We start from the raw sequence: 14,561 nt of genomic DNA, 5'->3' as shown, positions 1-14,561 counted from the left end.
ATTCACGGCCGGCCGCTCCCCGGACCACCCGCAGGACGACGATGTCAGGAGATCCGCATGCCAGAGGCCTATCTCGTCGGAGGCGTGCGCACGCCGGTCGGGCGCTACGGCGGCACCCTCGCCACGGTCCGCCCCGACGATCTGGCCGCCCTCGTCGTCGGCGAGGCCGTGCGGCGCGCCGGGCTCGACCCCGCGACCGCGGAGCTCGACGAGGTCATCCTCGGCGCGGCGAACCAGGCCGGTGAGGACAACCGCAACGTCGCCCGGATGGCGGTGCTGCTCGCGGGGCTCCCCGACACCGTGCCCGGCATCACCGTCAACCGGCTCTGCGCCTCCGGCATGTCGGCCGTGACCATGGCCGCCCAGGCGATCCGCGCCGGCGACGCCGACCTCATCGTGGCGGGCGGCGTGGAGTCGATGACCCGCGCGCCCTGGGTGCAGGCGAAGCCCGAGAAGGCCTGGGCCAAGCCCGGAGCCGCGTTCGACACCTCGATCGGCTGGCGCTTCCCCAACCCGCGACTGCTCGCGCGCGACAAGGCCACGTTCACGATGCCGGAGACCGCGGAAGAGGTCGCCCGCGTCGACGGCATCACGCGCGCGGAGGCCGACGCGTTCGCCGTGCGGTCGCAGCAGCGCGCCGCCGCCGCGATCAGCGCCGGCCGCTTCGCCCCCGAGATCGTCGGCGTGCCCGTGCGCGACGGCGAGGTGCTCGTCGACGAGGGCCCCCGCCCCGACACGACCCTCGAGGTCCTGGCCCGGCTGCGCCCCGTGGTCGCGGGCGGCGAGGTCGTGACCGCGGGCAACTCCAGCGCCCTCAACGACGGCGCGTCCGCGGTGCTGGTGGCGAGCGCCGCGGCCGTGGAGCGCTACGGCCTCACGCCGCGCGCGCGCATCGTGGTGGGCACCTCGGCCGGACTCGCCCCGGAGGTCATGGGGCTCGGGCCAGTGCCCGCGACTGAGAAGGCGCTGCACCGTTCGGGGCTGTCGCTGGACGACCTGGGGTCGATCGAGCTGAACGAGGCCTTCGCGTCGCAGTCGCTCGCGTGCATCCGCCGCCTCGGGCTCGACGAGGACCGGGTGAACGCCGACGGCGGAGCCATCGCGCTGGGCCACCCCCTCGGCTCCTCGGGCTCGCGGCTGCTGGTCACGCTGATGGGCCGCATGGAGCGTGAGGGCTCGCAGTACGGCCTGGCGACGATGTGCGTCGGCGTCGGGCAGGGGGCGGCCACGATCCTGGAGGCCGTGCGATGACCGCGGCCCCGACCGCCGAGACCCCGCCCGCGACGCCGCTGCTGGTCGAGCACCGCGAGGACCGGGTGATCGCGGCCCTGAATCGTCCGCACAAGCGCAACGCGATCGACCAGGCCACGATCGACGCGCTGCACGCCCTGTGCGCGGAGCTGGAGGAGACGCCGAAGACGCTGATCCTCACCGGGGCCGAGGGCGTGTTCGCCGCGGGTGCCGACATCGCCCAGCTGCGGGAGCGCCGCGCCGCCGACGCGCTGCGCGGCATCAACGCCCACGCGTTCGTGCGCCTCGCGGAGCTGCCGATGCCCGTGATCGCCGCGATCGACGGCTACGCCCTGGGCGGTGGGGCCGAGCTCGCCTACGCCGCGGACATCCGCCTCGCCACGCCCGCGCTCCGCATCGGCAACCCCGAGACCGGTCTCGGGATCATCGCCGCGGCCGGGGCATCGTGGCGGCTGAAGGAGATCGTGGGTGAGGCCAGGGCCGCCGAGCTGCTGCTCACCGGTCGCACGGTGCTCGCCGACGAGGCGCTGCGCCTCGGGATCGTCTCCGCTCTGCACGAGCCGGACGAGCTGCTCGACGCCGCCCACGCCGTGGCCGACCGCATCGCCCGCAACGACCCCGCGGCCACGATGGCGACCAAGCGCGTGCTGCGCGCCCCGCGCGACCGGCACCCCGCCGTCGACCTGGAGGAGCAGTCCGTGCTCTTCGAGAGCCCGGAGAAGTTCCGCCGCATGACCGCCTTCCTGGAGCGGAGAGACCGATGACGACCACCTCACCCTCCCCCTCCGCGGCCGCCGCGACGGCCCCGCCCACCGCCCCGGCGCGCGTCGGCGTGCTCGGCGGCGGGCGCATGGGCGCCGGCATCGCGCACGCCTTCCTGCTCGCGGGCTCCCGCGTGACCGTGGTGGAACGCGATGACGCGGCGGCGGAGGCGGCGTCCGCGCGCGTGCTCGGCTCCGTCGACGCCTCGATCGCCCGCGGCTCCGCCACCGACACGGTCGCGTCGTATCGGGCACGCTTCGCGACCGGCACCGACGCGGCCCTCTTCGCCGACTGCGACCTCGTCGTCGAGGCCGTGCCGGAGGACCTGAGCCTGAAGATCGAGGCGCTCACCCGCGTGGAGGCGCAGCTCTCCCCCTCCGCCGCCTTGGCCTCCAACACCTCCTCCATCGCGATCGACGAGCTCGCCGCCGTGCTCGACCGCCCGGCGCGCTTCCTCGGCCTGCACTTCTTCAACCCGGTGCCCGCCTCGACCCTGGTGGAGATCGTGCGCGGCGCGGCGACCGACGCGGCCCTGACCGACGCGGCCCGCGGCTGGGTGCACGCCCTCGGCAAGACGCCGATCGTGGTCGCCGACGCGCCGGGCTTCGCCTCCTCACGACTGGGCGTCGCGCTCGGCCTGGAGGCGATCCGGATGCTGGAGGACGGCGTCGCCTCGGCGGCCGACATCGACGCCGCCATGACGCTCGGCTACAAGCATCCGGTGGGCCCGCTCCGGCTCACCGACCTCGTGGGGCTCGACGTGCGGCTCGGCATCGCCGAGTACCTGGCCGCGCACCTGGGCCCGCGCTTCGAACCCCCCGCTCTGCTGCGCCGTCTCGTCGCCGAGGGCCACCTCGGCCGCAAGAGCGGACGCGGCTTCTACGACTGGGACGACTGATGAAGGGAACCCCCATGACCGAGATCCTCCCCAGCTACGTGCAGGGCGCGTGGTGGACCCCGTCCGCCGACACCGAGGCCACCGAGGTGCGCGACGCCTCCACGGGCGAGGTGGTCACGCGCGTCTCCACGACCGGGCTCGACCTGGGCGCCGCCCTGGACCACGCGCGCACGGTCGGGCAGGCGTCTCTCGGCGCGCTCACCTTCCACCAGCGGGCCGTGCTGCTGAAGAAGCTCGCGCTCGCCCTCACCGCACGCAAAGAGGAGCTGTACGCGCTGTCGAGCCGCACGGGTGCCACGGCGCAGGACTCCTGGGTCGACATCGACGGCGGCATCGGCGTGCTCTTCGCCTACTCCAGCAAGGGCCGCCGTGAGCTGCCCAACGCGAAGGTCTACGTCGACGGCGCCGTCGAGAACCTCTCGCGCGACGGCTCGTTCCTCGGCCGCCACATCTACACGCGCCTGCCCGGGGTGGCCGTGCAGATCAACGCCTTCAACTTCCCGGTGTGGGGGTCGCTGGAGAAGTTCGCGCCCGCCTTCCTCGCCGGGGTGCCCACGGTCGTGAAGCCCGCGACGCCCACCGGCTACCTCACCGAGGCGATGGTGCGCGTGATGGTCGAGTCCGGGCTGCTGCCCGACGGCTCGCTGCAGCTGGTGTCGGGCAGTGTGCCTGATCTGTTCGACCATCTGCGCCTGGGCGACCTCGTGGCGTTCACCGGCTCGGCCTCGACCGCGGAGCGCCTGCGTGCGCACGACGCGGTGCAGACCGGCGGTGTGCGCTTCACGAGCGAGACCGACTCGATCAACGCGTCGATCCTCGGCACCGACGCCGTGAGCGGCACCCCCGAGTTCGACGCCTACGTGAAGCAGCTCGTGACCGAGATGACGTCGAAGGCCGGGCAGAAGTGCACCGCGATCCGCCGCGCCATCGTGCCTGAGGACGCGGTTGACGACGTGATCGCCGCCGTGCGCGCGCGCCTGGAGCAGCGGATCGTCGTGGGCGACCCGCGGGCCGAGGGCGTCACGATGGGCCCGCTCGCCTCCCTCGCACAGCGCGACGAGGTGCGCCGCCAGGTGCGACGGCTGCAGGAGGGGGGCGGCGAGCTCGTGATCGGCTCGACCGACGACCCCGCGGTGCGTCACGCCGACGGCAGCGAGGCGACCGCCCCCGACGGCGCCTTCGTCGCCCCGATGCTGCTGCGCTTCGCCGACGCGACCAGCCCCGCCGTGAACGAGATCGAGGCGTTCGGCCCGGTGTCGAGCATCGTCGGGTACCGGTCGCTGGCCGAGGCGTCGGAACTCGTGGCCCGCGGCGGCGGCTCCCTCGTCACCAGTGTCGCGACCCACGACCCCGAGGTCGCGACGACCCTGGCGGCCGGCATCGCCGCCTACAACGGCCGGGTGCTGTTCCTCGACCGCGACGACGCGCGCAGCTCGACCGGTCACGGCTCCCCCCTGCCCAACCTCGTGCACGGCGGGCCGGGCAGGGCGGGCGGCGGCGAGGAGCTGGGCGGCATCCGCGCGGTGCTGCACCACATGCAGCGGACGGCCGTGCAGGGCTCCCCCGAGATGATGACCGCGCTCACCGGCGTGTGGCATCAGGGCGCGACGGCCCGCCCGTTCGAGGCGAACGACGGCGTGCATCCGTTCCGCAAGTCGCTGTCCGAGTTGCGGATCGGCGATCAGGTCGCAAGCCCCTCGCGCACCGTGACCCTCGACGACATCGAGACGTTCGCGGCGTTCACGGGCGACACCTTCTACGCGCACATGGACGAGGCCTCCGCGGCCGCGAACCCGTTCTTCCCCGGACGGGTCGCGCACGGCTACCTGCTGGTGTCGTGGGCCGCTGGGCTGTTCGTCGACCCGGCGCCGGGACCCGTGCTGGCCAACTCCGGCCTGGAGAACCTGCGCTTCGTGACGCCCGTGTCACCCGGCGACGAGATCCGGGTCGAGCTCACCGCCAAGCAGATCACCCCGCGCGAGACCGACGAGTACGGCGAGGTGCGGTGGGATGCGGTGCTGAAGAACCAGGACGACGAGATCGTCGCGACCTACGACGTGCTCACGCTCGTCGCCAAGGAGCTCGCCGCCGTGTGAAAGCGCGGGGCGCCGGGCGGGCGGGGTGTCCGGCGCCTCAGCGGCGGCGCAGGCCGTCGAGGGCGATGGCGACCACGTCGTCGGCGAGCCGGTCCGCGCCCTCACGCCCTCCGGGGCGGTACCACTCGACGATCGAGTTGATCATGCCGAACGTGAGGCGGGCCACGACGGCCGCGTCGATGTCGGAGCGCAGCGACCCCTCCGCCTGCGCCTCTCCGACGAGCGCGGTGATGCGCCGGTCGAACGCGCGACGGCGAGTGAGCGCACGCCGCTCCACGTCGGTGTTCCCGCGGACCCGCAGCAGCAGGGTCACGGCGGGCAGCTGCGACACGAGCACGTGCACGGCGCCGCGCAGCACGTGCTCCAGGCGCGCGACGGCGTCGGGCGCCTGGCCGCCGTCCGTGAGCGGCAGCGGGTCGTCGACAACGGCCTCCAGGCCGCTCAGGGCAGCGTCGAGCGCCCGGTCGAGGATGTCGTCCTTCGAGGCGAAGTGGTGGTAGATCGCCGACTTCGACAGGCCGAGGCGCTCGGCCAGCTTGCCGATCGAGGTCGCGTCGTAGCCGTGCTCGTTGAACGCGGCGACCGCGACGTCGAGGATCCCCTGCTGGTCGTACCCGGGGCGGCCGCGCCGCGTGGTCTGCATCTCTGACATCCCCCACAGTCTCCCATCGCGGCGCCCCCGCGCCGTGCAGGCGGCGCGATCTCGGCGCCGTGTCAGCGCAGGTCGTAGACGCGCTTGTACTTGCCCTCGCTGCGGGGCAGGGCACCCGGCTCCTCCAGCCGCACCGCGACCGTCGACCCGACGAACACCTTGATGCGCTGCGCCAGCACCTTCGCCGCCGCCGCGCACGTGTCCACCGAGAGGTCGGGGTGACGCTCGATGCGCACGGTCAGGGCGTCCATCCGCCCCTCCTTCGTCAGCTCCAGGATGAAGTGCGGGGTCAGCTGCTCGATGCCCAGCACCAGCTCCTCGATCTGCGTCGGGAACAGGTTCACGCCGCGCAGGATAATCATGTCGTCGTTGCGACCCGTCACCTTCTCAATGCGCCGCATGCCCGGCCGCGCGGTGCCCGGCAGCAGGCGCGTGATGTCACGCGTGCGGTAGCGGATCACCGGGAAGGCCTCCTTGGTGAGCGAGGTGAACACGAGCTCGCCGCGTTCCCCGTCGGGGAGCGCCTCGAGCGTGTCGCCGTCGATCACCTCGGGAAGGAAGTGGTCCTCCCACAGGTGCGGCCCGTCCTTCGTCTCCAGGCACTCGTTCCCGACCCCGGGCCCCATCACCTCGCTGAGCCCGAAGATGTCGAGCGCGTCGAGGTCGAGGCGCTGCTCGAGCTCGTGCCGCATCTCGTTCGTCCACGGCTCGGCACCGAGCACCGCCACCTTCAGCGACGTCGACCGGGGGTCGATGCCCTGCGCGGCCATCGCATCCGCGATCGTGAGCAGGTAGCTGGGCGTGCACAGGATGGCGTCCGGCTCGAAGTCACGGATCAGCTGCACCTGCCGTGCCGTCTGCCCGCCCGACATCGGGATCACCGTGGCGCCCAGGGCCTCGATGCCCGCGTGCGCTCCGAGGCCGCCCGTGAACAGGCCGTAGCCGTAGGCGTTGTGCACCTTCATGCCCCGCCGGATGCCGCTGGCCCGCAGCGACCGCGCCACGAGCGAACCCCAGCGGTCGAGGTCGCCCCGGGTGTAGCCGACCACGGTCGGGCGGCCCGTGGTTCCGCTGGAGGCGTGGATGCGGGCGACCTCGTCCATCGGCACCGCGAACATCCCGAACGGGTAGGTCTCGCGCAGGTCGTCCTTCGTCGTGAAGGGCAGGCGGCGCACGTCGTCGAGCGACCGGATGTCGTCGGGGTGCACGCCCGCCTCGTCGAACTTGCGGGTGTAGAGCGGCACGTGCGCGTAGGCGTGGCGCACGGTCCGTTGCAGCCGCTCCAGCTGAAGGGCCTCGAGCTCCGCACGGCTCAGGCGCTCCTCGGGGTCGAGTTCCTCGGCGGCGGGCGGGCGGAGGGCGGAAGCGGGGGCGGTCGTCGTCGACACGGGGGCTCCTCGGGTTTCGGCGGGTCAGTGGGTCTGGGGCGTGGTGCGGGAGCGGCCGCGGAACTCGGCGACGGTGTCGCCCTGCTCGTCGACCACGGTGACGTCGTAGATGCCGGAGCGCCCAGTGCGGGTGCGTCGCACGGCCGTGGCCGTGAGGGTCTGCCCGGCGACGGTCGGCTTGAGGAAGGCGATGTCGGCTCCGGCCGCGACCGTGACCCGGTCGTCCTCGTTGCAGGCGATCGCGAAGGCCGTGTCGGCGAGCGCGAACACGAACCCGCCGTGGGTGATGCGGAAGCCGTTGGTCATGTCGTCGCGCACGCGCATCGAGACGACCGCATGACCGGGGTCGTCGCGCTCGACCGTGAGCCCGAGCATCGCGGACGCACGGTCGCGCTGCATCATGGCGCGATTGGGCTGCACGGCCTCCGCCGTCTCCGTCGTCACATCCGTCATCGCCGACCTCCTCGTCGCGCTGGGGACGGGACGCCGCGGTCCCGCTCGGCCCATACTAACTGAACGATCGGTCAGTAAGACAGAGCGGGACCGCGGCCCGACGCAGAGCGTGCGTCAGTCGACGGTGAGGGGCGGGGTCAGCGTCGCGTCCTCCACCGTGATCCCGGTGATGACGGCCGCCGGATCAGCGGCGTCGCGGTCCGCGCGAAAGCGAACCACGCCGCCCTCCCTCGTCGCCCACTGATAGAAGTCCTCGCCGGACGAGACGATCTGCAGGAACGTGCCATCGGGGAATGCGGCGACGGCGTCGGCGAGCGGCGCCCCGATGCGCACGCCCTGGGCCGCCGGGAGCAGGTCGCCGTTCGGCTCGACGTCACCGTCCAGGTTCGCGATGCCGGCGGTCACGCCGCTGAGCCGCGCCCCGTCTTCGGTGAAGTGCAGGATGAGCGAGGACTGTCCGTCCGGACTCACCAGGCGCGCGGCCGTGTCCGTCCAGGTGAACTCCTCGGCCGTCGCGCCGGGGACCGCGGCGAGCGCGGCGGCGCGGTCGGCACCGAAGATCAGAGGACCGACGCCCGTCGGCGTCAGCTCCCACGTGCTCCAGTCGGCGGAGGGATCCTGCGCGGACGGCGTCGGCGTGACGGGCGGCTGCGCGGTGAGCTCGTCCACGAGCGCGGTCTTCGCCTCCACCGCACGGTCGCGCAGCAGGAGCGCAGCGGCCTCCGCGTCGAACGCGGAACCGTCCTGTGCCGGCTGCCACGCGTGCACGATCACGTTGCCGACCGCGGCGAACGCGTGGTGTGCACGCCACGGGCTCCCCGAGGAGTCGAGTTCCAGCGTCCCGGCGAAGGCGCGGACACCATCGCCGTCGGGAGCCACGGAGGCCGTGAAGGACCCCGGCCCCTGGGCGTCGAACTGCGCGCAGCTCTCGACCGTCGACACGAGGTCGTCCATCCGAGCGGACGCGTTCTCCTCCGAGGCGAACTGCAGGATCTCCTGCCTTCCGCTGTTCCCGGCGTCTGCGCCATCGACCCACGGCACCGTGCGCGCGCCGACGCTGCGCATCGACGTCTCGCTGATCAGGAGCCTGCAGACGGCCGGAGCGAAGTCGGGACCGCCGCCGTCGGCGTACTGCACGAGCGTGTCCGTGATCGCGGTCGCGGGCGGTGCCCCCGGGAAGAGGCCGGCGACCTCCTGCGGAGTCAGTGCGAACGACTCCAGCTCGTCGCCGACGAAGAGCAGCGGCCCGTCGTACGGCTCCGGCGCCGAGGTCGACGGCGCGGCCGAAGGACTCGACGCGGGCTCGGGAGTCGGTGCGCACGCGGACACCCCCGCGAGCGCCCCCACGAGGACGGCCGCGAGGCCGCCTCGCGCGATCGATCTCTTCACGAACGACATGCTGGACATTCGACCCTCCGGTGGTCTCTCACGCGCCGACGGCGCGTCCCCTGCCGCGAGCGTAGTGGTCCGGCCCACCAAAATACTGGCCAGCCGACCACCGTGACGAGAACGATACGGATCGCATGCCCGCATCGGCATACACCGCGCCCCGACCGCAGAAGCCCGCGTCGGGCGCCGTCACCCGGCGCGCGTCACGGCCGCCCGCGCCTCGGCCGCCGTGGGGGCGCCGGCCGCGGCCTCGGCCATCCGACGGCAGTCCTCGACGGTGACCGCGTCCAGCGCCGCGGCCACCCGTCCGAGCGCACGCGGGGTCATCGACAGGGAGGTCACGCCGAGCCCGACCAGCACGGGAGCGAGGGCTGGATCGCCCCCGGCCTCACCGCACACCCCGACCGGCTTCCCCGCCGCGCGACCCGCCGCACCCACCATGCCGATCAGGCGCAGGACTGCGGGCTGCCACGGGTCGTTCAGCTCGCCGAGGTCGCTCAGCAGGCGGTCGGCCGCCAGCGTGTACTGGGCGAGGTCGTTCGTCCCGAGGCTCACGAAGTCCACGACCTCGAACAGCTCGGCCGCCAGCAGGGCGGCAGCGGGTGTCTCGATCATGATCCCGACGCGGTCCAGCCCGGCGGCGTGACACCGCTCCGCGAACTCCCGCGCCTCCTCGACGGTTGCGACCATCGGCGCCATCACCTCGACCTCGGCCGACTCCGCATCCGCCGCGCGCGCGAGGGCCCGCAGCTGATCGTCGAGCAGGGCGGGGTTCCGCCGGGCGATGCGCAGTCCGCGCACACCGAGGGCAGGGTTGTCCTCGTGATCGGCGTTCGCGAAGGGCAGCGGCTTGTCGCTGCCCGCATCGAGCGTGCGCACCACCACCTTGCGGCCGGGGAACGCGGCGAGCACTCCGCGATACGCCTCGACCTGCTCGTCGATCGTCGGCGCATCGACACGGCCGAGGAAGCAGAACTCGGTGCGGAACAGGCCGACGCCCTCCGCCTGCGCGGCCGCCGCCGACGCGGCATCGCTCGCACCGCCGACGTTGGCGAGCAGCGGGAGGCGCGTCCCGTCCGCCAGGCGCCCGCGACCGTCGAAGGTCACGACGGTGGACGCTGCGCGCGCGGACGCCACGTCGACCTCATCCGGATCGACCGTGACGGTGCCGCGTTCTCCATCCACCAGCACGGTGGTGCCCTCGGAGATCCCGAGGGCGCCGGCGAGCCCCACCACCGCGGGGAGCCCGAGCGACCGCGCGATGATCGCGGTGTGCGAGGTCGGGCCGCCCTGCTCCGTCACCAGCGCCACGCACCGCCCCCCGTCCAGGGTGGCGGTGTCGGCCGGCGACAGGTCGGTCGCCACCAGCACGAACGGCTCGTCGCGCTCCGGCACACCGGGCAGGTCGACCCGCAGGATCTCCGCGATGATGCGATCGCGCACGTCGCGGATGTCGGCGGCGCGCTCGGCCATCCGGCCGCCGAGCGCGAGGAGGGCCTTCTCGTGCGTCGCGGACGTCTCCCAGACGGCGCGCGCGGCCGTGCGTCCCTGCGCGCGCACGAGCTCCGTCGCCTCCGACACCAGCTCCGGGTCGGACGCGAGGAGCCGGGACGCATCGAGGATCGCGCGGGCCTCGCCGGTCGCCTGAGCCGTGCGCGAGCGCAACTGGTCGGCCACGGCCACCGCGGCCCACTCGATCGCCGACACCTCGGCCTCGCGCTCGTCCGGCGCGACCACCGTCTCGGCGTCGGGCTCCGGCAGCGGCGGCGCCACGTGCACCACCGGCGCCGCGACCCTCCCCGGGCTCACCCCGCGCCCCCGCAGCACGGCCCCGGGCTCGATCGGCACCGGTCCGTTCGCATCGCCGTCCACACCCGCTGCGTCCGCAGCCGAACCCGCTCTCGCCCCGCGGGCGTCGTTCGTCTCCGCGCCGGCGCCACGGCCCCCGGTCTCCGCGGCGGCGGCAGCACCCGGGCTGTCCGCCACGCCGGACGCATCCGGACCCCCGACGGCGGCGCGAGCGCCCTCTCCGCCGGCACCGTCCGCGGCTCGGGTGTCGTCGCGCTGTGCGTCCTCCGTGCCCTCACCGAAGCCGTCGTCGAACAGGGCGACCAGCCGGTCGAGGGCGGCCCCGGCATCGGGACCGCGGCCGATCAGCTCGAACTCCGTGCCCTGCCGCGCTCCGAGCGCGAGCAGGCGCGTGAGGCTGCGCGCCGCCGCCTCGATCCCATCGGGCAGCCGTCGCAGGCGCACGTCCGCGCCACCGGCGGCCTCCGCGATCAGGGCGGCCGGGCGCGCGTGGATGCCCAGCGGGTTGCGCACCCGCACGCGACGCACACTCGCGCCCTCCCCATGCGCGCCCGGCTCCGACACGGCCGCGGATCCTGACCCGCTCGGCGAGTCCCCCCGCGTCCCTGGCTCCGGCTCCGGCACGGCCGCGGACCCGGTCGTCGTACCCGTTCCCGCCCCCGTGCTCCCGGCGGCGCCCGCCTCCGCCTCGGGCTCCCCGAGCTGTCCGCTCTTCGCCACCAGTGCTCCGGTCGCCTCCGCGGCCACGGCGTCGAGGTCGGCCCCGGCCGCGGCGGCGACCACCGCGGCGAGCAGGCCCTCCACGAACGGCGCGGGCACCAGGCGCACCGGCACGTCGCTCGCCCGCAGCTCCAGCGCGAGCTCGGCGCTCAGCACCGCGGACCCGAGGTCCATCAGCACCAGCACCCCGTCGCAGTCCGCGGCGAGCACATCGATCGCGGTCGCGACGGCCACGGCGTCGGTCCCGAGTACCGGGGCACCGTCGGCGTCGACCCCCGCGCCCGCCGCCACCTCGACGCGCACGCCTCCCCCCGGCACCATCTGGAGGGCGAGCTCGAGCGCCGCCTCCCCGAGCCGGGCGCTGTGAGAGACGGCGACGATGCCGATCATCAGGCGCTGTCCGCGATCGCGGCGGCGAGCGTGTCGAACAGGATCGCGGTGGAGGCCGCGCCCGGGTCGAGGTGCCCCGCGCTGCGTTCGCCCAGGTAGCTGGCGCGCCCCTTGCGCGCCACCAGGTCGAGGGTGGCGTCGCGCCCCGCGGCCGCCGCGTCGGCCGCCGCCCGGGCGGCGTCGCCCACCGAGGACCCGTCGGCGAGCGCCGCGTCGAACGCATCGACCGCCGGCGCCATCGCGTCGTACATGGTCTTGTCCCCCGCCTCGGGCTTGCCGCGGGCGACGATGCCCTCGAGTCCGGCACGCAGGGCCGCGGCGAGCGCGGGGCCGTCCAGCTCCGAGACCGCTCCGGCGGACATGCCCATGCGCAGGAAGAAGGTGCCGTACAGCGGGCCGCTCGCTCCGCCCACCGAGCTCACGAGCGTCATGCCGACCGTCTTCAGCAGCTCGTCGACCGTGGCCGGGGTCCCCGCGGCCAGCTTGTCTCCCACGGCCGCGAAGCCGCGGGCCATGTTGGCGCCGTGGTCGGCGTCGCCGATCGCGGAGTCCAGCTCGGTGAGCCAGTCGCGCTGCGCGGTGACCGCGTCGCGGTAGCGGGTGATCCAGTCCGCGAGCTGCGCGGTGCCGACGGCCGCCATCAGGCGCCCCACCGCAGGCCGGGGGTGACCACGGGTGCGTCCCACAGCCGCAGCAGCTCGTCGTCGGCCTTCAGCACCGTGACCGAGCAGCCGGCCATGTCGAGCGAGGTGATGTAGTTGCCGACGAGGTTGCGGGCGATCTGCACGCCCGACTTCTCCAGGATCGCGGCGACCTCGCCGTACATGAGGTAGAGCTCGATGAGCGGGGTCGCACCCATGCCGTTGAGCATCACGATCGCGGGACCGGCCGCGTCGATGTCGCCCAGGATGGGTTCGACGAGCTGGCGGGCGATGTCGGACGCGGGCGCGAGCGGCTCGCGGTGCCGGCCCGGCTCGCCGTGGATGCCGATGCCGATCTCCATCTGGTCGTCCGGGAGGTCGAACGTGGGCTTGCCCGCGGCGGGCACGGTGCAGCTCGTGAGCGCCATGCCCATCGAGCGCCCCTGTCCGTTGATGCGCTTCGCCAGCTCGACGACGGACGCGAGGTCGCGGCCCTCCTCGGCGGCGGCGCCCACGAGCTTCTCCAGCAGCACCGTGAGCCCGACCCCGCGGCGTCCCGCCGTGTACAGCGAGTCCTGCACCGCGACGTCGTCGTCGACCACGACCGTGCCCACCTCGATGCCCTCCATCGACGCGAGCTCAGCGGCCATCTCGAAGTTGAGCACGTCGCCGGTGTAGTTCTTCACGATGTGCAGCACGCCGGCGCCACGGTCGACGGCCTGGGTCGCCACCTGCACGCGGTCGGGGGTGGGCGAGGTGAAGACCTCCCCGGCGACGGCCGCATCGAGCATGCCCGTGCCCACGTAGCCGCCGTGCAGGGGCTCGTGTCCCGACCCGCCACCGGACACGACGGCGACCTTGCCCTGCGCCTTGGGCGTGGCCCGCGTGATGACGTGGTTCTCCAGATCCACCGACAGCTCCGGATGAGCGGCGGCGACGCCCCGCAGGGATTCGACGAGGACGTCTTCCGGGGCGTTGATGAGCTTCTTCATCGTGCGATCTCCTTTGATGCATCGTGCGCTGTCCCGAAAATCCGAAAGGAATTCGTTAATGTCGAATATGCTCGGAGCCTGCCGGCTTGTCAAGATCGTTCAGGCGACCGGCGCGACCGGGTCGACGACGACCGGAAGGAGACGCGGATGATCCAGGCGATCGACCGTGCGGCGAAGATCCTCGACCTGCTGCAGGGGGCGCGCCACCTCGGCATCACCGACCTGTCGAGCGCGCTCGGCCTGCCGCCGTCGACCGTGCACGGCATCGTGAAGTCGCTGCGCGCGCACGGCCTGGTCGCCAAGGAGCGCGGAGGGCAGCGCTACATGCTCGGCCCCACCCTGCTGCGCCTCAGCAACGTGTACCTCGACAGCCTCGACGTGCGGGCGCGGTCCATGCGCTGGACCCAGGAGCTCGCCCGCCGCACGCACCTCTCCGTGCGCCTGGGAGCGCCGCACTTCACCGACGTGCTGGTGATCCATCACAACCTGCGCCCCGACGACAGCCAGCAGATGCTCGAGACCGGTATGGCGATCCCCGCGCACGCCTCCGCGATGGGCAAGGTGCTGCTCGCGTACGACCAGGGGTTCCAGCGGACGGTGTTCGACGCACCGCTGCGCAGCCTCACCGGCGACACGGTCACCGACGTCGCGCGGTTGACGCTGGAGCTGCCCGCGATCGCCGAGCGGGGCATGGCGGGCGAGTTCGACGAGGCCGTGCTCGGTGAGTCGTCGCTCGCGGCGCCCGTCGCCGATGCCTCCGACGCGATCGTCGCCGCGGTCGCCGTGGTCCTGCCGACCTCGCAGACCCCCGCCTCGGACGCCGTCGTGAACGCTCTGCGCGAGACCGCGAGGAACATCTCCCGCGAGCTCGGCGCGACCTCCTGGCCCCCGCGATCTCCCCCGCCGACGACTGAGCCCGGGGCCCCGGGCTCAGCCGCGCAGGGCGGACATCGCCCCGCGGATCTGTCACCCGCCTGCCTTGCACCAGGGCCACGAGACCGTGAAGTGCTCCAACGACGAGTGCCAGCACGTGCTGAACCCGGTCGGATACGAAGAACTGGAGAAGACCGCGACCCGCATGTCCACTGCCAACCGCGGCCCGTGTGAAGCCCCGGCGGCT

The 14,561-nt window shown here is 73.5% G+C and carries 12 protein-coding genes and 1 pseudogene; 5 read left to right on the top strand and 8 right to left on the bottom strand.

Annotated elements, in window-relative coordinates; genetic code table 11:
• Nucleotides 1–57 precede the first annotated feature (57 nt).
• From ACFV3I_RS06775 to paaZ, 4 genes are read left to right on the top strand one after another with little or no spacing between them, the layout of a single operon-like run.
• Complete coding sequence (locus tag ACFV3I_RS06775; protein ID WP_136045811.1) at nt 58–1,251, top strand: acetyl-CoA C-acyltransferase; 1,194 nt, start codon at nt 58–60, stop codon at nt 1,249–1,251.
• Nucleotides 1,248–2,015, top strand: coding sequence for an enoyl-CoA hydratase/isomerase family protein (locus ACFV3I_RS06770; protein ID WP_378822601.1), 768 nt, complete (start codon nt 1,248–1,250; stop codon nt 2,013–2,015). Before ACFV3I_RS06775 ends, ACFV3I_RS06770 begins: the two co-directional genes overlap by 4 nt.
• Entirely contained in the window at nt 2,012–2,911 is a 900-nt protein-coding gene (locus tag ACFV3I_RS06765; RefSeq protein ID WP_378822600.1) for a 3-hydroxyacyl-CoA dehydrogenase family protein, read from the top strand. Before ACFV3I_RS06770 ends, ACFV3I_RS06765 begins: the two co-directional genes overlap by 4 nt.
• 14 nt (nt 2,912–2,925) lie before the next feature.
• The gene (gene paaZ / locus ACFV3I_RS06760; RefSeq protein WP_136032117.1) at nt 2,926–5,007 is read left to right on the top strand and encodes a phenylacetic acid degradation bifunctional protein PaaZ; all 2,082 of its coding nucleotides are present in this window, start codon (nt 2,926–2,928) and stop codon (nt 5,005–5,007) included.
• Between the two features lie 37 nt (nt 5,008–5,044).
• Here paaZ and ACFV3I_RS06755 read toward each other — a convergent pair whose 3' ends face one another.
• From ACFV3I_RS06755 to dhaK, 8 genes and pseudogenes are all read right to left on the bottom strand, one after another.
• Complete coding sequence (locus ACFV3I_RS06755; RefSeq protein ID WP_136032119.1) at nt 5,045–5,659, bottom strand: TetR/AcrR family transcriptional regulator; 615 nt, start codon at nt 5,657–5,659, stop codon at nt 5,045–5,047.
• 62 nt (nt 5,660–5,721) lie between these two features.
• Nucleotides 5,722–7,047, bottom strand: a complete 1,326-nt coding sequence (gene paaK, locus ACFV3I_RS06750) for a phenylacetate--CoA ligase PaaK (RefSeq protein WP_378822599.1) — start codon at nt 7,045–7,047, stop codon at nt 5,722–5,724.
• A 24-nt stretch (nt 7,048–7,071) separates the two neighbouring features.
• Nucleotides 7,072–7,500 (bottom strand): hydroxyphenylacetyl-CoA thioesterase PaaI, encoded by a 429-nt coding sequence (paaI, locus tag ACFV3I_RS06745; protein ID WP_136035418.1) that lies wholly within the window; start codon nt 7,498–7,500, stop codon nt 7,072–7,074.
• A 114-nt stretch (nt 7,501–7,614) separates the two neighbouring features.
• The gene (locus tag ACFV3I_RS06740) at nt 7,615–8,898 is read right to left on the bottom strand and encodes a sensor domain-containing protein (RefSeq protein ID WP_136044817.1); all 1,284 of its coding nucleotides are present in this window, start codon (nt 8,896–8,898) and stop codon (nt 7,615–7,617) included.
• A 180-nt stretch (nt 8,899–9,078) separates the two neighbouring features.
• Nucleotides 9,079–10,731, bottom strand: coding sequence for a phosphoenolpyruvate--protein phosphotransferase (gene ptsP, locus ACFV3I_RS06735; RefSeq protein ID WP_378823205.1), 1,653 nt, complete (start codon nt 10,729–10,731; stop codon nt 9,079–9,081).
• A gap of 267 nt (nt 10,732–10,998) precedes the next feature.
• Nucleotides 10,999–11,808: pseudogene (locus tag ACFV3I_RS06730) on the bottom strand (HPr family phosphocarrier protein); the annotation flags it as partial.
• On the bottom strand, nt 11,808–12,449 hold the full coding sequence (dhaL, locus tag ACFV3I_RS06725; protein ID WP_247638494.1) for a dihydroxyacetone kinase subunit DhaL: 642 nt from the start codon (nt 12,447–12,449) through the stop codon (nt 11,808–11,810). The gene dhaL and the pseudogene ACFV3I_RS06730, both read right to left, overlap by 1 nt.
• A complete protein-coding gene (dhaK, locus tag ACFV3I_RS06720; protein WP_136030276.1) occupies nt 12,449–13,441 on the bottom strand; it encodes a dihydroxyacetone kinase subunit DhaK in 993 nt (330 codons plus the stop codon). Before dhaK ends, dhaL begins: the two co-directional genes overlap by 1 nt.
• A gap of 147 nt (nt 13,442–13,588) precedes the next feature.
• Between dhaK and ACFV3I_RS06715 the strand changes: the two genes are divergently transcribed.
• Nucleotides 13,589–14,548, top strand: a complete 960-nt coding sequence (locus tag ACFV3I_RS06715; protein WP_378822597.1) for an IclR family transcriptional regulator — start codon at nt 13,589–13,591, stop codon at nt 14,546–14,548.
• The last annotated feature ends 13 nt before the right edge of the window (nt 14,549–14,561 follow it).

Source organism: Microbacterium sp. NPDC059771, from assembly GCF_042732495.1.
In the GTDB taxonomy this organism is placed as follows: domain Bacteria; phylum Actinomycetota; class Actinomycetes; order Actinomycetales; family Microbacteriaceae; genus Microbacterium; species Microbacterium sufflavum.
This window is presented reverse-complemented; position numbering and strand designations above follow the sequence as displayed.